At 70.7% G+C, this 19,793-nt stretch carries 15 protein-coding genes and 1 rRNA gene; 9 read left to right on the top strand and 7 right to left on the bottom strand.

The window, feature by feature from the left end:
• Window positions 1-119 precede the first annotated feature (119 nt).
• Window positions 120-236: ribosomal RNA gene (rrf, locus tag ACZ60T_RS23885) — 5S ribosomal RNA — on the top strand.
• Window positions 237-337: 101 nt separating this feature from the next.
• Here rrf and ACZ60T_RS23880 read toward each other — a convergent pair.
• Genes ACZ60T_RS23880 through ACZ60T_RS23860 form a run of 5 tightly spaced genes read right to left on the bottom strand, consistent with a single transcriptional unit; the run spans window position 338 to window position 5,843 of the window.
• Window positions 338-1,648 carry a DUF58 domain-containing protein gene (locus ACZ60T_RS23880; RefSeq protein ID WP_469667688.1) on the bottom strand — a complete coding sequence of 437 codons (1,311 nt, stop codon included), beginning with the start codon at window positions 1,646-1,648 and terminating at the stop codon, window positions 338-340.
• Window positions 1,648-2,637, bottom strand: a complete 990-nt coding sequence (locus ACZ60T_RS23875; protein WP_469667710.1) for an AAA family ATPase — start codon at window positions 2,635-2,637, stop codon at window positions 1,648-1,650. The genes ACZ60T_RS23880 and ACZ60T_RS23875 overlap by 1 nt, the downstream gene beginning before the upstream one ends.
• Window positions 2,637-3,821, bottom strand: a complete 1,185-nt coding sequence (locus tag ACZ60T_RS23870) for a DUF4350 domain-containing protein (RefSeq protein WP_469667686.1) — start codon at window positions 3,819-3,821, stop codon at window positions 2,637-2,639. Before ACZ60T_RS23870 ends, ACZ60T_RS23875 begins: the two co-directional genes overlap by 1 nt.
• A complete protein-coding gene (locus tag ACZ60T_RS23865; RefSeq protein WP_469667685.1) occupies window positions 3,818-4,540 on the bottom strand; it encodes a DUF4129 domain-containing protein in 723 nt (240 codons plus the stop codon). Before ACZ60T_RS23865 ends, ACZ60T_RS23870 begins: the two co-directional genes overlap by 4 nt.
• Before the next feature lie 4 nt (window positions 4,541-4,544).
• Window positions 4,545-5,843 (bottom strand): DUF7847 domain-containing protein, encoded by a 1,299-nt coding sequence (locus ACZ60T_RS23860; RefSeq protein WP_469667684.1) that lies wholly within the window; start codon window positions 5,841-5,843, stop codon window positions 4,545-4,547.
• A 141-nt stretch (window positions 5,844-5,984) separates the two neighbouring features.
• Here ACZ60T_RS23860 and mtnA point away from each other — a divergent pair, with 141 nt between their 5' ends.
• The 7 genes from mtnA to ACZ60T_RS23825 all read left to right on the top strand — a co-directional run bounded on the left by mtnA (window position 5,985) and on the right by ACZ60T_RS23825 (window position 14,730).
• On the top strand, window positions 5,985-7,121 hold the full coding sequence (gene mtnA / locus ACZ60T_RS23855; protein ID WP_469667683.1) for an S-methyl-5-thioribose-1-phosphate isomerase: 1,137 nt from the start codon (window positions 5,985-5,987) through the stop codon (window positions 7,119-7,121).
• A gap of 8 nt (window positions 7,122-7,129) precedes the next feature.
• A complete protein-coding gene (gene mtrA / locus ACZ60T_RS23850) occupies window positions 7,130-7,819 on the top strand; it encodes a two-component system response regulator MtrA (RefSeq protein WP_187283109.1) in 690 nt (229 codons plus the stop codon).
• 1 nt (window position 7,820) lies between these two features.
• Entirely contained in the window at window positions 7,821-9,875 is a 2,055-nt protein-coding gene (gene mtrB / locus ACZ60T_RS23845) for an MtrAB system histidine kinase MtrB (protein ID WP_469667682.1), read from the top strand.
• The gene (locus ACZ60T_RS23840; protein ID WP_469667681.1) at window positions 9,865-11,691 is read left to right on the top strand and encodes an LpqB family beta-propeller domain-containing protein; all 1,827 of its coding nucleotides are present in this window, start codon (window positions 9,865-9,867) and stop codon (window positions 11,689-11,691) included. Before mtrB ends, ACZ60T_RS23840 begins: the two co-directional genes overlap by 11 nt.
• 177 nt (window positions 11,692-11,868) lie before the next feature.
• Window positions 11,869-12,768: a ComF family protein gene (locus ACZ60T_RS23835; RefSeq protein ID WP_469667680.1), complete on the top strand. Its 900-nt coding sequence runs from the start codon at window positions 11,869-11,871 to the stop codon at window positions 12,766-12,768.
• Window positions 12,769-13,079: 311 nt separating this feature from the next.
• Entirely contained in the window at window positions 13,080-13,772 is a 693-nt protein-coding gene (hpf, locus tag ACZ60T_RS23830; protein WP_372505991.1) for a ribosome hibernation-promoting factor, HPF/YfiA family, read from the top strand.
• 205 nt (window positions 13,773-13,977) lie between these two features.
• Entirely contained in the window at window positions 13,978-14,730 is a 753-nt protein-coding gene (locus ACZ60T_RS23825; RefSeq protein ID WP_469667679.1) for a response regulator, read from the top strand.
• A 48-nt stretch (window positions 14,731-14,778) separates the two neighbouring features.
• Here ACZ60T_RS23825 and ACZ60T_RS23820 read toward each other — a convergent pair whose 3' ends face one another.
• Together ACZ60T_RS23820 and ACZ60T_RS23815 are read right to left on the bottom strand one after the other, a co-directional pair.
• Window positions 14,779-15,981 (bottom strand): winged helix-turn-helix domain-containing protein, encoded by a 1,203-nt coding sequence (locus ACZ60T_RS23820; RefSeq protein ID WP_469667678.1) that lies wholly within the window; start codon window positions 15,979-15,981, stop codon window positions 14,779-14,781.
• Between the two features lie 62 nt (window positions 15,982-16,043).
• Entirely contained in the window at window positions 16,044-16,610 is a 567-nt protein-coding gene (locus tag ACZ60T_RS23815) for a GNAT family N-acetyltransferase (protein ID WP_469667677.1), read from the bottom strand.
• Window positions 16,611-16,948: 338 nt separating this feature from the next.
• On the opposite strand from ACZ60T_RS23815, the gene secA reads away from it, so the two are divergent.
• A complete protein-coding gene (gene secA, locus ACZ60T_RS23810; protein ID WP_365634014.1) occupies window positions 16,949-19,756 on the top strand; it encodes a preprotein translocase subunit SecA in 2,808 nt (935 codons plus the stop codon).
• Window positions 19,757-19,793: the final 37 nt, after the last annotated feature.

Below are 19,793 nucleotides of genomic sequence, written 5' to 3'. Positions count from 1 at the left end.
CGGTAACGTGTGGAGGTGACCGGTACTAATAGGCCGAGGGCTTGTCCTCAGTTGCTCGCGTCCACTGTGTTGGTTCTGAAACCACGAACAACCCTTGCTGGTTGTCTGTTTCATAGTGTTTCGGTGGTTATAGCGTAAGGGAAACGCCCGGTTACATTCCGAACCCGGAAGCTAAGCCTTACAGCGCCGATGGTACTGCAGGGGGGACCCTGTGGGAGAGTAGGACGCCGCCGAACTAATATTGAGGAAACCCCGCACCTTTTGGTGCGGGGTTTCCTGCGTTTACGGGGTATTTCTCGGGAGGAAATCCCCCACCTCCCGATTCCGCCGGTCTCCCTCAGAGACGACCTGCCGCCTTCAGCGCCAGATATGCGTCTGCCAGCGCCGACGGCAGATTTTCCGGTGTCGCGTCCACGACCGTCACGCCACGACGACGTAGTTGCTCGGCCATGCGTGCGCGTTCCGTCTGGGCTGTGGCCGCCGCTGCTGCCTCGTACACCGCGTCTGTACTGCCACGTGCAGTGGCCATGCGAGCGATGTGCGGGTCCGCCACCGACGCCAGCAGCACCGTATGGCGCTGGGTCAGGCGGGGCAGTACCGGGAGAAGTCCCTCTTCGAGCGGGGCCGCGTCCAGGGTGGTGAGCAGGACGATCAAGGAGCGGCGTGGGGCCGTGCGGAGTGCTGCGGCCGTGAGGCCTCGTGCGTCCGATTCGACGAGTTCTGGTTCCAGGGTCGCCATCGCGTCGACCAGGGAGGGAAGCACTTCGCGGGCGGCGCGGTTCTGGACCAGGGCGCGGACCCGGCGATCGTAGGCGAGCAGGTCCACGCGGTCGCCGGCACGGGAGGCCAGAGCTGCCAGCAGGAGCGCCGCGTCCATGGCGGCGTCCAGGCGTGGGGCATCGCCCACTCGTCCTGCGGAGGTTCGGCCTGTGTCCAGGACCAGGAGGATGTGGCGATCGCGTTCGGGACGCCATGTGCGTACCGCGACCGCGGACTGGCGTGCCGTCGCCCGCCAGTCGATGGAGCGGGCGTCGTCCCCCGGGACGTACTCGCGCAGGCTGTCGAACTCCGTTCCCTCACCGCGGGTCAACACACTGGTGCGGCCGTCCAGTTCGCGTAGGCGAGCCAGTTTGGAGGGGAGGTGCTTGCGGCTGGTGAAAGGGGGGAGGACGCGCACCGTCCAGGGGACGGTGTGGGTGCCCTGGCGGGAGAAGAGGCCGAGGGGTCCGTACGAGCGGATCGTGACGCGGTCCGCGCGACGATCGCCTCGGCGGGTGGGACGCAATCGTGTGGTGACGCGGCGGCGTTCGCCCGGAGGGACCGTCAACGTGTGACGTGACGCGGCCACTTCGGTGCCGGGCTGCCAACTGCTGGGCGGCCAGGCGTCCCGGAGACGGGCACGCAGGGGGCGGCCGGAAGGGTTGGTGACGGTGAGCGTCACCTCGGCCGATTCGCCCAGGCGTACCGATGTGTCGCCGGATCGGGTCAGGCCCAGGCGGCGTACGGGGGCGGCCAGCGCGAAGTCGCAGGCGCAGGCGAGGGCGAGCGGGCCGTTGACGGCGAGGATGCCCGTCCAGCCGGGTTCCCAGATGCCGACCGGGAGGGCGCCGAGTGCCGCCAGCAGGGTGGCGCGTCCGGTGAGTGCCATCAGCGGGGGACCGGGACGTGGGCGAGGATCGCGGTGATGACCGAGTCGGCGGTCACGCCCTCCATCTCCGCTTCCGGTCGGAGCTGCACGCGGTGGCGGAGGGTCGGGAGGGCCAGCGCCTTCACGTCGTCGGGGATGACGTAGCCCCGGCCCGTCAGCCAGGCCCAGGCACGGGCGGTGGCGAGGAGGGCCGTCGCGCCGCGAGGTGAGACGCCGAGGGCCAGGGACGGGGATTCGCGGGTCGCGCGGCAGATGTCCACGACGTAGGCGGTGATGTCGGGGGAGACGGTCGTCTTCGCGACGGCGGTGCGGGCGTTCTCCAGGTCGGCCGCGTTCGCGACGGGGCGTACGCCGGCGGCACGCAGGTCGCGCGGGTCGAAGCCCTCGGCGTGGCGAGTAAGAACGTCGATCTCGTCCTGGCGGGAGGGGAGAGGGATCGTCAGCTTGAGAAGGAAGCGGTCGAGTTGGGCTTCGGGGAGGGGATAGGTGCCCTCGTACTCGACCGGGTTCTGCGTCGCGGCCACGAGGAACGGCTCGGGGAGCGGGTGCGGGGTGCCGTCGACCGTGACCTGGCGTTCCTCCATGGCCTCCAGGAGGGACGACTGGGTCTTGGGCGGGGTGCGGTTGATTTCGTCCGCGAGGAGGAGGTTGGTGAAGACCGGTCCGGGCTGGAAGGAGAACGCGGCGGTTCGGGCGTCGTAGACGAGGGAGCCCGTGACGTCGCTGGGCATCAGGTCCGGTGTGAACTGGACGCGCTTCGTGTCGAGATCGAGCGCCGACGCGAGTGCGCGGACGAGCAACGTTTTGGCGACCCCAGGGACTCCTTCAAGGAGAACGTGTCCGCGGCACAGGAGAGCGACGACGAGTCCGGTCACGGCGGGGTCCTGGCCGACCACGGCTTTGGCGATCTCGGCGCGCAGAGCCTCGAGTGAGGCGCGGGCGGCGTCCGGATCTCCGGTGTACCCGGCGTTGTCAGTGGTCGGGTCCATCATGGACGGCGTACCTCTCCTTCGAGGGCGTCAAGTTGGTCGGCGAGGGCGATGAGGGCCGCGTCGTCGCGGGGCGGCGGGCCGAAGAGGAGCGAGTGCAGGGACTGGCCGTCGCCGTGGAGGCGGGCGGACAGCGCGGGGAGCAGGGCCTCGGAGGCGTGCGCCTGGGCGACCGGGATGCCGACGAGGGGTGCGAGGCGAGTACGGGTGGAGGAGCGCAGGGCGTCGGCCGCGCGGTCGCGGGCGTCGGCCTTGCGATAGAGGCGGGCGCGGCCTTCGACGGTTTCGGAGGCGCGGATCGCCACGGGGAGTCTTTCGGGTACCAGGGGGCCGAGTCGGCGCCCCCGCCACAGGGCGGCCAGGGCCGCCGCGATGAAGAGTTGCAGCGTGCCCCAGAGCCAGCCCGAGGGGAGCAGGTCGAGGAAGTTCCGCTGGTCCTGGTCAGCGGCCGGGGCGTCGGAGAGTGAGGGGAGGTACCAGACCAAGTGGGTGCGGGAACCGAGCAGTTGGAGGGCGAGCGAAGCGTTGCCCTGCTCGTCGAGACGGTCGTTGTACAGGATGTCGGGGGCGCCGAGCAGGACGGTGTCACCGCCCCCGTTCGGGAGGCGTACCAGGGTGGGGCGGCCCTCGCTTGGGTAGCACGTGTCGGCCCCGGGAATCTCGGCGTGGTAGCGGACGCCTCCGGTGTCGGCGGCGCCCGCTCGCCGGGCGGCGGGCAGCTCGCAGCCGGGGGTGAGCAGCGGGTCGAAGCTGGTGACGGGGTCTGCCGAGACCCCGGGGGCCAGGGCGCTGACGGAGGTCTTGGGGGCGATCAGGATCGTCCGGCCGCCGGAGTCCTGCGTCGCCTCGCGCAGCAGCGTCTGCTGGTGCGGTGTCAGCAGATCGGGTACGGCGATCAGGAGCGTGGTGTCGGGGCCGATGGCGGTGCGGGCCTGGTCGACGGTGGTGACCACGCGTGTGGACACGCCCCGGTCGGCGAGGAGGGCGGCGACGGCGCGGCTGCCGTAGGGGTCGGCGGAGCGAGGGTCGAGCCTGCCGTGCCGGGTGCCGGACTGGAGCAGGGCGATCGCGAGGGCGCCGGTCAGCAGGAGTGCGACGGCGACCAGCACACCGCGCGTCCGGGTCCATGTCTGGCGGGCGGTGGGCGGGGCCGAGGTGGGCGGAAGCGTGGCCTCTGCGGTCATCCGGCGGCTCCCTGGCGGGCGGTGCGGGCCGTGCTGTGGGTGCTGTCGGTGTGGAGGGGTTTGGTGTGTTCCAGGTCGTCGTCGAGGGCGGCGAGCCGGCGGTACGTCTCTTCGTCGGCGGATCGGCCGCCGTATGCGACGGCGTCGAAGTCGCGGGCGGCGGCGCGCAGCCGGTCCGTGTGGGCCGGGAGGGAGCGGCCCGCCTCGGCCGCCGCCTCGTCGGCGGTGCGGCCGGGGCGCAGGTCGAGGAGGGCGCGTTCCTCCAGGGAGCGGACGACGGCGCGCATGCGTTCCTGGACGGCCTGGTTCCAGTGGCCCTGGGCGGCGTGCGCCTCGGCGGCGGCCCGGTGTTCGGCCGCGCTGCGGGGGCGATTGCCGAAGAGCGGCACGGACGTGGACGAGGCGGGCGCGCGACGCGGGGTGCCCAGCCGCCACCACAGGGCCGCGGCGATCGCCAGGATCACCAGCGCGATGACCAGGAGGCCGACCGAGCCGCCGGGTGTCACGGTCGAAGCCGAGCCGAAGAGCCGGGCGACCCGGTCCCAGAGGGCGTCCAGGGCACGTTCCAGCAGGCTGGGGTCGTGCTCGTGGTACATCCCCTTGGACAGTTCGTCCCGGGCCGCCTCCCGCGCCGGGTCGCGCGGGACGGTCACCGGTGGTGTGTCCCCCGAGTGCGACAGCACCAGTGCGACGCTCAGCGCTCCCCCCGCCGGGCTCACCGCATCAGCTCCCCGGGGTGGGGGCCTGCGAGCCGTGGCTTTCGACCCCGGCGGCGCGGGCCAGGTCGAGGTCGAGGCCCTCTCGTCGGATGCGCTGGTCGATGTAGAGCAGCACGATCACTCCCGCGGTGATCGGGAAGGTGAGCATGCGGCTGATCACCGAGCCGACCCCGGTGACGAGGAGGAACGTCCAGCCGAGGCGGCTGGTGTCGCCCGTGAGGAGGCCGCTCATGCCGTGCTGGCTGAGCGATCCGGCGAGAAGGGTGAAGGGGATCATGATGATCATCACGAGGATGAACGCGATCAACTGAGTCAGCAGTTGGATGCCGAAGATCCGCCACCACGAACCGTGCACCAGCTTCACGGAGCGGCCCAGCGACTTGCGGATGCTCTGCTTCTCCAGCATCAGCGCGGACGAGGCGAGCGAGAAGCGGATCGTGATCCAGAGGGAGACGATCGCACCGGCAAGGATGCCGAGGCTCCTCAGTGCGTCCCCTGCGGCGCTCGCGCCCGTGAGGCTGATGACGATGCCGGGGACGGCTCCCGCGAAGACGATCGCGAAGGCTATGAGCGGCAGCAGAAGCGTCAGCCCGAGCAGCCGTGCGAGCTGTGGGCGGGCATCGCGCCAGGCATCCGCGATGGTCGCGGGCTTGCCGAGTACGGCCCGGCTGGTGACGGTCGTGAGCAGGGCCGTCGCGATGATGGTGCCGAGCAGCGTGACCAGGAGGAGGGCGCCGGAGCTGAGCAGACTGACGCCCATGGCGTGGCTCAGCTCGGACGGGGAGGCATGGGGGTCGCGGAGGGTGTCGGTGGCGGAGCTGTCGTCGAGGACGAACCGCTGCAGCAGGATGACGAAGAGTTCCGTGACGACCGCGACGGCCAGCGAGATGCCGAGGACCGTGCGCCAGTAGGTACGCATGGTGGAGACGGCGCCGTCGAGTATCTCGCCGACGCCGAGCGGGCGCAGCGGGATCACGCCGGGCTTGGCCGCGGGCGGCGGTCCCCAGCCCCAGCCGCCGTAGCCGCGGGGACCGGGAGGCGGGCCACCCCAGCCGCCGGGGCCACCGGGAGGACGGCCCCAGTTGGAGCCGGGCGGTGGCGGGACCTGGCCGGGACCCTGAGGACGGGGAGCGCTCCACTGCCCTGGCGGCGGCTGCTCCTGGGACCAGGTCGAAGGCTGCTGCGGCTGATCCGCACCGCTTCGGTCCGAGGGCTGCTCCGGAGGCTGCGTGCCGGAGTTGTCCGGCTGCGGGCCGTCCGAGGGGGCAGATCCGGGCGAGGCCCAGCCCGGAGTGTCGTTCATTGTCGCTCCTTCACGGTGCCCGTCCGCGGGTGCGGCGGCGAGTTGGCAGCCATCGTGCCACGCGGGGCCCGCAGGGGGACTGGGGGTGGTGCGGCCCGCAGGGCCTGCCATGGTCCGCCGGGTAGGGGGCAGACTGACGGCATGGCTGATCAGTGCGCGCAATCCGGCAAGGACAACCGGTCGCCGATTCCCGTCATCCGCTGGGAGGAGCCGCCCGAAGGACCCGTACTGGTTCTTCTGGACCAGCGGAGGCTGCCGGCCGAGGAGGCCGAGCTGGTGTGTGGGGACGTGTCCGCGCTGGTGGACGCGATCCGGACGCTCGCCGTGCGGGGGGCGCCGTTGCTCGGGATCGCCGGGGCGTACGGGGTCGCGCTGGCCGCCGCGCGGGGCGTCGATGTGGACGCTGCCGCCGCCGAGTTGGCGGGTGCCCGGCCCACCGCGGTGAACCTCGCGGTAGGCGTGCGCAGGGCTCTGGCTCCGTACCGGGCCGCGCTCGCCGGTGGTGGTGACCAGCGGCAGGCCGCCGAGGCGGCGCTCGGTGCCGCTCGGGCGTTGCACCGGGAGGACGCGGAGGCCAGCGCGCGGATGGCACGGCACGGTCTCGCCCTGCTGGACGACCTGCTGCCCGGCGGTGTTCACCGGGTGCTGACGCACTGCAACACCGGGGCGCTGGTGTCCGGTGGGGAGGGCACGGCGTTCGCGGTGGCTCTGGAGGCGCACCGGGCGGGGCGGTTGAGCAGGCTGTGGGTGGACGAGACGCGTCCGTTGCTCCAGGGCGCGCGTCTGACGGCGTACGAGGCGGCCCGCAACGGGATGCCGTACACGGTGCTCACGGACAACGCGGCGGGTTCGCTGTTCGCGGCCGGGGAGGTGGACGCGGTGCTGATCGGGGCGGACCGGATCGCGGCCGACGGTTCGGTGGCGAACAAGGTGGGGAGCTATCCCCTCGCTGTGCTGGCCAGGTACCACCGGGTGCCGTTCATCGTCGTGGCGCCGGTGACGACGGTGGACGCGACGACGCCGGACGGAGCGTCGATCGAGGTCGAGCAGCGGGCCGGACACGAGGTGACCGAGGTCGCCGTGCCGTGGACGGCGGGAGCGGAAGGGGGAGGCGGGATACCGGTGACACCCCTCGGGACCCGGGCGTACAACCCGGCGTTCGATGTGACGCCGCCGGAACTGGTGACGGCGATCGTCACCGAGGAGGGTGTCGTGTCGCCCGTGACCACGGGGGCTCTCGCCGTGCTGTGTGACAGGTCACGCCAGGTAACGATTTAGTTAATGGGATGATGTCGTTTATGAAGGGACGAGTCCTTGTCGTCGACGACGACACCGCACTTGCCGAGATGCTCGGCATCGTGCTGCGTGGTGAAGGTTTTGAGCCGTCTTTCGTAGCCGACGGCGACAAGGCGCTGGCCGCCTTTCGCGAGGCCAAACCCGACCTGGTGCTGCTCGACCTGATGCTGCCCGGACGGGACGGCATCGAGGTGTGCCGCCTGATCAGGGCGGAGTCGGGCGTGCCCATCGTGATGCTCACGGCCAAGAGCGACACCGTGGATGTCGTGGTCGGCCTTGAGTCGGGGGCGGATGACTACATCGTCAAGCCGTTCAAGCCGAAGGAGTTGGTCGCCCGTATCCGGGCGCGGCTGCGCAGGTCGGAGGAGCCGGCGCCGGAGCAGCTCGCCATCGGTGACCTCGTGATCGATGTGGCCGGTCACTCCGTGAAGCGGGACGGGCAGTCGATCGCGCTGACGCCGCTGGAGTTCGACCTGCTGGTGGCGCTGGCCCGCAAGCCGTGGCAGGTGTTCACGCGCGAGGTGCTGCTGGAGCAGGTCTGGGGCTATCGGCACGCGGCGGACACCCGCCTGGTCAATGTGCATGTGCAGCGGCTGCGCTCCAAGGTCGAGAAGGACCCGGAGCGGCCGGAGATCGTGGTGACCGTGCGCGGCGTCGGTTACAAGGCCGGACCGAGCTGAGATGTCCCAGGACAGTGCCGCTTCGCAGTCCGGTCGGCCGGGGGCCCGTCCGGGGCGGCCTGTCGGACGGCGGACGGGTTCGGGGTGGAGGCGGTTCGTCGAGGGCGGGCTGCTGCACGGTGGAGTGCAGGGCAGCCCGGTCCTCAGGCTTCTCCTGCGCTGGGTGCGTCGTCCGCTGCTGCCGGTGATACGGCTGTGGCGGCGCAACATCCAGCTCAGGATCGTGGTCACGACCCTGCTGATGTCGCTCGGTGTGGTGCTGCTGCTCGGTTTCGTCGTCATCGGGCAGGTGCGCAACGGCCTGCTGGACGCCAAGGTGAGGGCCTCGCAGAGTCAGGCCGTCGGCGGCTTCACGGTCGCCGGGCAGCGGGCCGACAGCGCGGCGAGCGCCGGTGGCGGGGACGACAACTCCGGTACGGGCAACAGTCCTGTGCAGAACGTCAGCGGATGGATGAGCGACCTCGTCGAGTCGCTGTCCAGCGGTGGGCAGGGTGCCTTCGACGTGGTCACGCTCGGCACCACGGCCGTGGACAACGACAACCGCGGCCTGGGGCCGCGTGCCTCGGGCGGGGTGGATCCGAGTCAGAGCGTGCCGGCGGCTCTGCGCAAGCGCGTCGAGTCCGGCACGGGCGTGGCCCAGAGCTACACCCGCATCGTCTACACCGACGGTCGTGGCCCGCAGCCCGCGCTCATCATCGGCAAGCAGGTCAACGATCCGAACGGGGACCCGTACCAGCTCTACTACCTCTTCCCGCTGACCCAGGAGGAGAAGTCGCTCAGCCTGGTCAAGACGACGCTGGCGACCGCCGGGCTCTTCGTCGTGGTGCTTCTCGGGGCCATCGCCTGGCTCGTGGTGCGTCAGGTCGTCGCCCCCGTACGGATGGCGGCGGGCATCGCCGAACGGCTGTCCGCCGGGCGGCTTCAGGAACGGATGAAGGTCACCGGCGAGGACGACATCGCGCGGCTGGGCGAGGCCTTCAACAAGATGGCGCAGAACCTTCAACTGAAGATCCAGCAGTTGGAGGAGCTGTCGCGGATGCAGCGGCGCTTCGTGTCGGACGTGTCGCACGAACTGCGTACTCCGCTGACGACCGTGCGGATGGCGGCCGATGTCATCCATGAGGCGCGGGTGGACTTCGATCCGGTGACCGCGCGGTCCGCCGAGCTGCTCGCCGACCAACTGGACCGGTTCGAGTCGCTGCTCGCGGATCTGCTGGAGATCAGCCGCTTCGACGCGGGCGCGGCGGCGCTGGAGGCCGAGCCGATCGATCTGCGCGACGTGGTGCGGCGGGTCGTCAGCGGGGCCGAGCCGCTCGCCGAGCGCAAGGGCACGCGGATACGCGTGGTCGGTGACCAGCAGCCGGTCGTGGCCGAGGCCGACGCCCGGCGGGTCGAGCGGGTGCTGCGCAATCTCGTCGTCAACGCGGTCGAGCACGGTGAGGGCGAGGACGTCGTCGTCAAGCTCGCCGCGGCGGGCGGTGCGGTCGCGGTGGCGGTGCGCGACTACGGGGTGGGGCTCAAGCCCGGCGAGGCGACCCGGGTGTTCAGCCGCTTCTGGCGGGCGGACCCGGCACGCGCGCGGACCACCGGCGGTACGGGACTGGGTCTGTCCATCGCCCTGGAGGACGCGCGGCTGCACGGCGGCTGGCTGCAGGCGTGGGGTGAGCCCGGCGGGGGTTCGCAGTTCCGGTTGACGCTGCCCCGGACCGCGGACGAGCCGCTGCGGGGGTCGCCGATACCCCTGGAGCCCAAGGACTCGCGGCGCAACCGCGGGCTCAACGACGCCGGTGGGTCGCGGGGCGGCGCCGAGAAGGCCGCCACGGTGCCCGTAGCGCCTTCGTACGACAAGGTGCCGGCGCCGCGCGACCCGATAGGGCCGAGGACGGTCACGGTGACGCCCACGGCCGACCCGACCGCGCTGCCGGGCAACGGCGCGCGGGTGGTGTCGCGGCCCGGCGGGGGCGAACAGCGCCGGGACGACGGCACACAGGGCCCGGCGGAGAGCGGCGACCGGCCCGGCGAACGCGATCAAGGGGAGGCATTTCGTGGGCGCTGAGGGGGGCGGCCGACGGCGTGCGCTGCGCACGGCCGCGTACGCCGGGTGCGGCGTCCTGCTGCTGGCGGGGTGTGCCTCGATGCCGGACAGCGGGGATGTGCGCGGCGTGGAGTCCACGCCGCGGCAGAACGCGCAGGTCCGTGTCTTCGCGATGCCGCCGCACGAGAACGCGCGGCCCGCGGAGATCGTGCAGGGCTTCCTGGAGGCGCTGACCGGGGACGATCCGCAGTACGAGACGGCGCGCAAGTACCTGACGGAGAGCGCCTCGCGCCGCTGGGACCCGGACGGGTCCACCACCGTGCTCACCGACGGGCCGAACGCCGTCCCCGAGCCCACCGGCAGCCGGGAGGCGGGCGACGAGTACGCGTTCACGCTGACCGGCAGCAAGGTCGCTGTCGTGGACGCGCAGCACGCGTACACACCGGCGCTGGGGGACTACAGCGGGACGGTGCACCTCACGATGGTGAAGAAGACCCACCAGTGGCGGATCGACGCGCTGCCGCAGGGTGTGGTCATGGGCAAGTCCGACTTCCAGCGCAACTACATGTCGGTCAACAAGTACTACTACGCCTCGAACGTGCCCACCGCGACAGGCGGGCGGCTGAGCACTGTCGCCGACCCGGTGTACGTACGCAGCAAGGTGGACCCCGTGACGTCGATGGTCCGCACGCTGCTGAAGGGGCCCACGCGCTGGCTCGCCCCCGTGGCGACGTCCGGGTTCCCGCGGGGGACCGCGCTGCGCAAGGACGTCACCACGCTGTCGCCCGACGACCAGAACAAGCTGACGGTGCCGCTCGACCAGAGGGCCGACCGGGTCGGGCGGTCGCAGTGCACCAAGATGGCCGCGCAGTTGCTGTTCACGCTCCAGGACCTGACGCCGACCGGCGTGAACCGCGTCGAGCTGCAGGGCTCCGGCGGCAGGAAGCTGTGCGAGCTGAACGAGGAACGGGCCGAGATCATCGCCGCGCACAGCATGGCCAAGCAGCCCGAGTACGAGTACTTCATCGACGGCAAGCACCGGCTGGTGCGGCTGTCCGCCTCCGGTTCGAGGGACCCCGAGCCGGTGCTGGGCGCGCTGGGTGAGACGGAGGCGAACCTGCGCGCGGCGGCCGTCTCGCGCAACGAGGACACGGCGGCCGGGGTCTCGGCCGACGGGCAGAACCTGTACGTGGCGTCGATGGCCTCGGGCGCCTCGCTCGGGGCCGCGGTGGTCAGCCAGGGCGCCTCGCCGGACGACCGGCTGACGACGCCGAGCTGGGACGGCGGCGGCAATCTGTGGGTGGCCGACCGCGATCAGAAGCAGCCGAGGCTGCTGATGCTGCGCAACGGGGCGGGCAAGCCGGTGGAGGTGCGTACGCCGGGTCTCGACGGGCGCATCGACGCGGTGCGGGTGGCCGCCGACGGCGTGCGGATCGCGCTGATCGTGGAGAAGAAGGGCAAGACGTCCCTGCAGATCGGGCGGGTGCAACGGGAGAGCGGCAACGGCGGCGAGTCCGACGTGTCGGTCCTCGGGCTGCGCTCGGTGACGCCGCAGTGGGAGAAGGTCACGGCCATGTCATGGGCCGGGACCAGCCGGCTCGTGGTGGTCGGGCAGGAGTCCGGCGGAGTGCTGCAGATGCGCTACGTGCAGGTCGACGGCTCCACCCCGACGGGCAATTCACCGGCTTCACTCACGGGGGTGAAGCAGATCGCGGCGTCCGAGGACGAGCGGCTGCCGCTGGTGGCCTACTCGGAGGACGGGATCGTACGGCTGTCCGCCGGGGCGCAGTGGCAGAAGGTAGTCAAGGAGGGGACGGCTCCCGTCTACCCGGGCTGAGTCGACGCGGGAGGCACCGAGCACCACGAGGCCCGTCGCGTCCGCGGTGGTGCGCCTCTCGTCCTGTGTCTCCGCGGCCTCGGCCGCCGCCGAAGTCACCGTTGAAGGTCCCGGTTGTCCACAGGCCGTTGTCCACAGGGCTGGCGGGCCGCCGCGGGCGCGGGCACAGTGGTGGGCATGCGGGGGTGGTGGCAGCGGCTCACCGGCGACCTCACCGACCTGGTGCTGCCGGCCGAGTGCGAAGGCTGCGGGAGGCCACGCGCGGTGCTCTGCCCGGAGTGCCGTGCGGCGCTCCACGGAAGGGCGCCGCGCCGGGTGCGGCCGGTGCCGGCACCGGCCGGGCTGCCGGTGGTGCACGCGGCGGCGCCGTACGGGGGTGCCGTGCGTGCCCTGATCCTCGCGCACAAGGAACGGGGCGTCCTCGCCCTCGCCCGGCCGCTGGGGACGGCTCTGGCCGGGGCGGTACGCGCTGGTCTTGACGGTGATCGGGCAGGTCTTGACGGCGGCCGGGCCGGTCTGGACAGCGCTCGGGTGCCCGTACTGCTCGTCCCCGTGCCGTCGGCGCGTCGGTCCGTGCGGGCGCGAGGGCACGATCCCGCGCGGCGGATCGCGCTCGCGGCGGCGGGCGAGCTGCGCCGGGCCGGTACGGCGGCGCGGGTGGCGGCCGTGCTGCGGCAACGGCGGGCCGTGGCCGACCAGTCGGGCCTCGGCTCCCGGGAGCGGCTGGCCAATCTCGCGGGCGCCCTGGAGGTGGCCCGAGGGGGCGCCGGGCTGCTGGCGGGTGGCCGGGTCGTCCTCGTCGACGACCTGATGACGACGGGCGCCTCGCTGGCGGAGGCGGCGCGTGCCGTGCGGGAGGCGCTCGACGTGACGGAGGCGCCGGAGAGACAGCGCGCGCAGGTGTATTCGCGCGGCGCCGGGGAAGCAAAGGGGCCATGGAACGCGACGCGGTCGACGGAACTGGATCGTGGGTTCCGGGCGCCGTACGGAATGACCGCTGGACACAGTGTCGGAGACGGTATCCGCGCGGCCGTGATCGCCGCGTCGCGGGATTCTTTCGAAATCATCCGGAACTGACGGCGAACTTGCATCGTTGCAGGTAGTGAGCAGGTCATTTCGCCTGAACGGAGGTACGCGGCAGTAGAGGGTGACGACATCCGTCCGGGCGAGATATGTTCGGTTGTGAGGGAAACGCAGAAGCCGCCCCCTCGCATACGAATGCCGTGCTGCGCGTTTTTCATAACCCGCGGCAATGGGGTCGAGAGATCTCGCCTATGGGGGCAGGAGGTGGACGTCACCGAGTCCGAGGTTCCGGAGATCGCCGGAACCTGGTGCACAAGGGAGATGCTCCGCCAGGGGTGCGGAGCGATCCGGGAACGGAGTTCTGCGTGGACATCGTCGTCAAGGGCCGCAAGACCGAGGTGCCCGAGCGGTTCCGGAAGCACGTGGCCGACAAGCTGAAGCTGGACAAGATCCAGAAGCTCGATGGCAAGGTGATCAGCCTCGACGTCGAGGTGTCCAAGGAGCCCAACCCCCGACAAGCCGACCGTTCCGACCGTGTGGAGATCACGCTCCGCACCCGCGGGCCGGTGATCAGGGCGGAGGCAGCCGCCAACGATCCGTACGCGGCACTCGACCTGGCGGCGGAGAAGCTAGAGGCCCGGCTGCGCAAGCAGCACGACAAGCGCCACACCCGCCGGGGGGTTCGCAGGCTCACGGCAGCCGAGGTGCCCGACCACGTCCCGGGCGCCGCGACGCTCGACGTCAACGGCAGCGTCGTCTCGGCGGAGGAGCCGGAGGGCGTGCCCACCAGGAAGATCGGATCGCTCGAGGTGCAGGGCGAAGGCCCCCTCGTCGTCCGCGAGAAGACCCACGTCGCTTCCCCGATGTCGCTCGACCAGGCGCTCTACGAAATGGAGCTGGTCGGGCACGACTTCTATCTGTTCGTCGACTCCGAGACCAAGCAACCCAGCGTCGTCTACCGGCGGCGCGCGTACGACTACGGCGTCATCCATCTGAGTACGGATCAGATGGTGACCCAGACGCAGTCGGCCGAGGTAGGCGGGACGCTCGGCGGCTGACCCCGTCGCGCGATGACTGAACCGGTGCCCCTGGTGAGCCCTGTGCGCCCCCAGGGGCACCGGCGTGCGACCGCTTGCGCCGTGCTCCGTCACATGACGGTCGCCCAGGCATGGAATCATGGCCGCAATGGCCCAACCGGTGGCCCGTTGCCGTGGGTTGGCGATGGCACAGGACCACAGGCCACAGCCTTCAGGGGGAGGAACGATGGCGGACAGCTTCGGACCGATGCGGGGCGGGGATGCCCACGACGGCGTCGGCAGGGGCCCGGACGCGGACTCTCCGGGCAAGGAACCCAAGGAACCCATCAGGGTTCTCGTCGTGGACGACCACGCCCTCTTCCGTCGCGGTCTGGAGATCGTGCTCGAGGCCGAGGAGGACATCCAGGTCGTCGGCGAGGCCGGGGACGGCGCGGAGGCGGTCGACAAGGCGGCCGATCTGCTGCCCGACATCGTGCTGATGGATGTGCGGATGCCCCGGCGGGGCGGGATCGAGGCATGTACCTCCATCAAGGAGGTGGCGCCCAGCGCGAAGATCATCATGCTGACGATCAGTGACGAAGAGGCCGATCTCTACGACGCGATCAAGGCGGGTGCGACGGGCTACCTCCTCAAGGAGATCTCCACGGACGAGGTGTCCACGGCCATTCGCGCGGTCGCCGACGGGCAGTCACAGATCAGCCCGTCCATGGCGTCGAAACTCCTCACCGAGTTCAAGTCGATGATCCAGCGCACCGACGAGCGCCGGCTGGTCCCGGCGCCCCGGCTCACGGACCGGGAGCTGGAGGTCCTCAAGCTCGTCGCCACGGGAATGAACAACCGGGACATCGCCAAGGAGTTGTTCATCTCCGAGAACACCGTGAAGAACCATGTGCGCAACATCCTGGAGAAGCTCCAACTGCACTCCAGGATGGAGGCCGTGGTCTACGCGATGCGGGAGAAGATCCTCGAGATCCGCTAGCGGGATTCGCCAGTGGGGCCCGTCGGTGGCAGGTGACCGGGGTCGGCGTCAGCCCAGCGCCCGGGTCAACTCCCGTACGAGGGGCTCGCGCAGGGCCGCGTCGTCCACGCGTTCCACGCGGACGTCGGAGCAGTCCACCCAACTCGCCGCCTCCGACAGGGCCTGCGCCACCGCCGGGACGGCCCGGGGGCCGTCCAGCGTGACCTGCTTGGCGACCAGCGTGCGGCCCTCGCGCGCGGGGTCCACCCGGCCCACCAGCCGTCCACCGGCGAGGACCGGCATCGCGAAGTAGCCGTACACCCGCTTCGGCTTGGGGACGTACGCCTCCAGACGGTGGGTGAAGCCGAAGATCCGCTCCGTGCGCGCGCGTTCCCAGATCAGTGAGTCGAACGGGGACAGCAGCGTCGTACGGTGACGGCCGCGCGGCGGGGTGCGCAGGGCCTCCGGGTCCGCCCAGGCGGGCTTGGACCAGCCCTGGACCGTCACCGGGACCAGACCCGAGTCCGCGATCACCGCGTCGACCTGATCGCCCTTGAGGCGGTGGTAGTCCGCGAGGTCCGCGCGCGTGCCGACCCCGAGGGACTGGCCGGCGAGGTGTACGAGACGGCGCAGGCACTCGGCGTCGTCCAGCCGGTCATGGAGGAGATGCTCGGGAACGGCGCGCTCGGCGAGGTCGTACACGCGCTTCCAGCCGCGGCGCTCGACGCACACCACCTCGCCGTACATCAGCGCACGCTCCACCGCGACCTTGGTGCCGGACCAGTCCCACCACTCGCTGGTCTTCTTCGCGCCGCCGAGGTCCGTGGCCGTGAGGGGGCCTTCCGCGCGCAACTGCTTGACGACCTGGTCGTACGCCCCGTCCGGCAGCGTGTGGTTCCAGTGCGGGCGCGCGCGGTAGGCCCGGCGGCGGAACGCGAAGTGGGGCCATTCCTCGAGGGGGAGGATGCACGCGGCATGCGACCAGTACTCGAACGCGTGGGGCCGGGCCGCGCTCGTACCGTCCGTCGGCGGGGTCCAGTACGCCGTGTCGACCGCCTTGCGCCCTATGGCGCCGAGGCGGGCGTACGGGATGAGTTCATGGGAGCGGGCGAGGACCGAGATGGTGTCGAGCTGGACCGCTCCCAGATGACGGAGGACCCCGCGGACACCGGCCTTGCGGTCGGGGGCGCCGAGGAAGCCCTGGGCGCGCAGGGCGATGCGGCGGGCTTCGTCGGCGGTCAGATCGATGACGGGGCGCGGAAGACTCGGCATGGGCACACCGTAGAGGGCGGCACTGACAGTGGGGCCGCCTCCGCGCCCGGTGCGGGCCCGCGCTACGGGCACGCCGTATACGGCACCGACGACGGCAGGCCCAGGTCCGACGGAAGGAGCGAGCCCACCCAGCAGTCCCGCAGCACGCCCTTGTTGTTGCACGCCGCGCGCAGGGTGCCCTCCAGGGCGAAGCCCGCGCGTCGCGCGACCGCGCGGGAGCCCTCGTTGCCCACTTCCGCGCGCCACTCCACCCGGTCGATCGACCGCTCGGTGAAGGCCCAGCGCGCCGCGGCCAGTGTCGCCTCCGTGATGTAGCCGCAGCCGCGGTGCTCCTTCGCCGTCCAGAAGCCCACCTCGGCGACGCCGGGTGAGCGCATCGTCAGGCCGAGCATGCCCACGAGGTCCCCGGCCGGGAGGAAGGCACCGAAGGTGAACATCGAGGCGTCCGCCCAGCCGTCCGGCACCATCCGCCCGACGAAATCCGCCGCGTGCTCACGCAGATACGGCGACGGGAGCGTGGTCCAGCGCTGGATGTCGGGGTCCTGGGCGGCCTCGTACACCGCGTCGATGTCCTGGGGGACCGGGGTGCGGAGGAGCAGGCGCGTGGTGCTCAGGGTCACGGGTTCCATCGCCCGATTCTGCTCCGGGCCGCACCCCGCCGCCATGTCTTTACCCGTGCTTCTCGCCGACGTGCGGCCCCGCCTTCACCGATGCACATCGAGCACATCCCCGCCGTCCCGAGCCCGTGCCCGCCACGCCGACGACGGCATCACACACCTCTGCGTGAGCGCGCCGTCACTTTTGGTGGCGCGAACGCGGCACCTTCCGCCGTCCCCGTCCGTTGTCCTAGTGGCTGTCCCTCGGCAGACCTCCCGACGTGGCGGGGTCCTCGCTTACGATGGCCGTTGCTCGATCTCTCATATGCAACCGACCGTCCCAGGCCCGACCGGCAAGGAGACAAACCCCCGTGTCCGTCCTCTCGAAGATCATGCGTGCAGGCGAAGGCAAGATCCTGCGCAAGCTGCACCGCATCGCGGACCAGGTCAACTCCATCGAAGAGGACTTCATCGGCCTCTCCGACGCCGAGCTGCGGGCCCTCACCGACGAGTACAAGCAGCGGTACGCCGACGGCGAGAGCCTCGACGACCTGCTGCCCGAGGCCTTCGCCACCGTGCGCGAGGCCGCGAAGCGTGTCCTCGGCCAGCGGCACTACGACGTGCAGATGATGGGCGGGGCCGCGCTGCATCTCGGCTATGTCGCCGAGATGAAGACCGGTGAGGGCAAGACGCTCGTCGGCACCCTGCCCGCGTATCTCAACGCCCTGTCCGGCGACGGCGTCCATATCGTCACGGTCAACGACTACCTGGCCGAGCGCGACTCCGAGATGATGGGCCGCGTCCACAAGTTCCTGGGCCTGTCCGTCGGCTGCATCCTCGCCAACATGACCCCGGCCCAGCGCCGTGAGCAGTACGGCTGCGACATCACGTACGGCACGAACAACGAGTTCGGGTTCGACTACCTCCGCGACAACATGGCCTGGTCGCAGGACGAACTGGTCCAGCGTGGCCACAACTTCGCGATCGTCGACGAGGTCGACTCCATCCTCGTGGACGAGGCCCGTACGCCGCTGATCATCTCCGGCCCGGCCGACCAGGCCACGAAGTGGTACGGCGACTTCTCCAAGCTGGTCACGCGGCTGAAGAAGGGCGAGGCGGGCAACCCCCTCAAGGGCATCGAGGAGACCGGCGACTACGAGGTCGACGAGAAGAAGCGCACGGTCGCGATCCACGAGTCCGGCGTCTCCAAGGTCGAGGACTGGCTGGGCATCGACAACCTCTACGAGTCGGTGAACACCCCGCTGGTCGGCTACCTGAACAACGCCATCAAGGCCAAGGAACTCTTCAAGAAGGACAAGGACTACGTCGTCATCGACGGCGAGGTCATGATCGTCGACGAGCACACCGGCCGTATCCTCGCGGGCCGCCGCTACAACGAGGGCATGCACCAGGCGATCGAGGCGAAGGAAGGGGTGGACATCAAGGACGAGAACCAGACGCTCGCGACGATCACCCTGCAGAACTTCTTCCGCCTCTACAACAAGCTCTCCGGCATGACCGGTACGGCGATGACCGAGGCCGCCGAGTTCCACCAGATCTACAAGCTCGGCGTGGTCCCGATCCCGACGAACAAGCCGATGGTCCGCAAGGACCAGTCGGACCTGATCTACCGCACCGAGGTCGCGAAGTTCGAGGCGGTCGTCGACGACATCGCCGAGAAGCACGAGAAGGGCCAGCCGATCCTCGTCGGCACCACCTCGGTCGAGAAGTCCGAGTACCTCTCCCAGCAGCTCAGCAAGCGTGGCATCCAGCACGAGGTGCTGAACGCGAAGCAGCACGACCGCGAGGCCGTGATCGTCGCCCAGGCCGGCCGCAAGGGCGCCGTGACGGTGGCCACGAACATGGCCGGCCGTGGTACGGACATCAAGCTCGGCGGCAACCCCGAGGACCTCGCCGAGGCCGAGCTGCGCCAGCACGGGCTCGACCCCGAGGAGCACATCGAGGAGTGGGCCGCGGCCCTGCCCGCCGCTCTGGAGAAGGCCGAGCACGCGGTGAAGGCCGAGAAGGAGGAGGTCGAGGAGCTGGGCGGCCTCTACGTCCTCGGCACCGAGCGGCACGAGTCGCGCCGTATCGACAACCAGCTCCGCGGTCGTTCCGGCCGTCAGGGCGACCCCGGTGAGTCCCGCTTCTACCTGTCGCTGGGCGACGACCTGATGCGTCTGTTCAAGGCGCAGATGGTCGAGCGCGTGATGTCGATGGCCAACGTCCCCGACGACGTGCCGATCGAGAACAAGATGGTCACGCGCGCGATCGCCTCCGCACAGTCCCAGGTCGAGACGCAGAACTTCGAGACCCGTAAGAACGTCCTCAAGTACGACGAGGTCCTCAACCGGCAGCGCGAGGTCATCTACGGCGAGCGGCGCCGCGTCCTGGAGGGCGAGGATCTGCAGGAGCAGATCCAGCACTTCATGGACGACACGATCGACGCGTACGTCGCCGCCGAGACCGCCGAGGGCTTCGCCGAGGAGTGGGACCTGGACCGGCTGTGGGGCGCCTTCAAGCAGCTCTACCCGGTGAAGGTCACCATCGAGGAGCTGGAGGAGGCCGCGGGCGACCGGGCCGGGCTGACGGCCGAGTTCATCGCCGAGTCCATCAAGGACGACATCCGCGAGCAGTACGAGCAGCGTGAGACGCAGCTCGGCTCCGAGATCATGCGCGAGCTGGAGCGCCGGGTCGTGCTGTCGGTCCTGGACCGCAAGTGGCGTGAGCACCTCTACGAGATGGACTACCTCCAGGAGGGCATCGGCCTGCGCGCGATGGCGCAGAAGGACCCGCTGGTCGAGTACCAGCGCGAGGGCTTCGACATGTTCACCGCCATGATGGAGGGCATCAAGGAGGAGTCCGTCGGCTACCTGTTCAACCTGGAGGTCCAGGTCGAGCAGCAGGTCGAGGAGGTCCCCGTCGAGGACGCGACGCCGAGCCTGGAGAAGGAGGAGGCGGTGGCCGCGCAGGCGGCCCGCCCGGAGATCCGTGCCAAGGGGCTCGACGCCCCGCAGCGGCGCGAGCGGCTGCACTTCTCCGCGCCGACGGTGGACGGCGAGGGCGGCGTCGTCGAGGGCGACCTCCCCGGCGACGAGCCGGTGCGCTCGGAGGCGGACGGCCTCACGCGCGCGGAGCGCCGCAAGCAGGCGAAGGGCGGCCGTCGCCGCAAGAAGTGACGACGCGACAGGTCTGAGGGGCTGGGCATCCCAGGGT

It is taken from the genome of Streptomyces sp. NPDC104371, from assembly GCF_055583785.1.
This window is presented reverse-complemented; position numbering and strand designations above follow the sequence as displayed.

Bases quoted from the DNA above. Each gene is read 5' to 3' on its own strand.
- ACZ60T_RS23880 (WP_469667688.1), bottom strand. From the start codon at position 1,648: ATGGCACTCACCGGACGCGCCACCCTGCTGGCGGCACTCGGCGCCCTC.
- ACZ60T_RS23875 (WP_469667710.1), bottom strand. From the start codon at position 2,637: ATGGACCCGACCACTGACAACGCCGGGTACACCGGAGATCCGGACGCC.
- ACZ60T_RS23870 (WP_469667686.1), bottom strand. From the start codon at position 3,821: ATGACCGCAGAGGCCACGCTTCCGCCCACCTCGGCCCCGCCCACCGCC.
- ACZ60T_RS23860 (WP_469667684.1), bottom strand. From the start codon at position 5,843: ATGAACGACACTCCGGGCTGGGCCTCGCCCGGATCTGCCCCCTCGGAC.
- mtnA (WP_469667683.1), top strand. From the start codon at position 5,985: ATGGCTGATCAGTGCGCGCAATCCGGCAAGGACAACCGGTCGCCGATT.
- mtrA (WP_187283109.1), top strand. From the start codon at position 7,130: ATGATGTCGTTTATGAAGGGACGAGTCCTTGTCGTCGACGACGACACC.
- mtrB (WP_469667682.1), top strand. From the start codon at position 7,821: ATGTCCCAGGACAGTGCCGCTTCGCAGTCCGGTCGGCCGGGGGCCCGT.
- ACZ60T_RS23835 (WP_469667680.1), top strand. From the start codon at position 11,869: ATGCGGGGGTGGTGGCAGCGGCTCACCGGCGACCTCACCGACCTGGTG.
- ACZ60T_RS23825 (WP_469667679.1), top strand. From the start codon at position 13,978: ATGGCGGACAGCTTCGGACCGATGCGGGGCGGGGATGCCCACGACGGC.
- ACZ60T_RS23820 (WP_469667678.1), bottom strand. From the start codon at position 15,981: ATGCCGAGTCTTCCGCGCCCCGTCATCGATCTGACCGCCGACGAAGCC.
- ACZ60T_RS23815 (WP_469667677.1), bottom strand. From the start codon at position 16,610: ATGGAACCCGTGACCCTGAGCACCACGCGCCTGCTCCTCCGCACCCCG.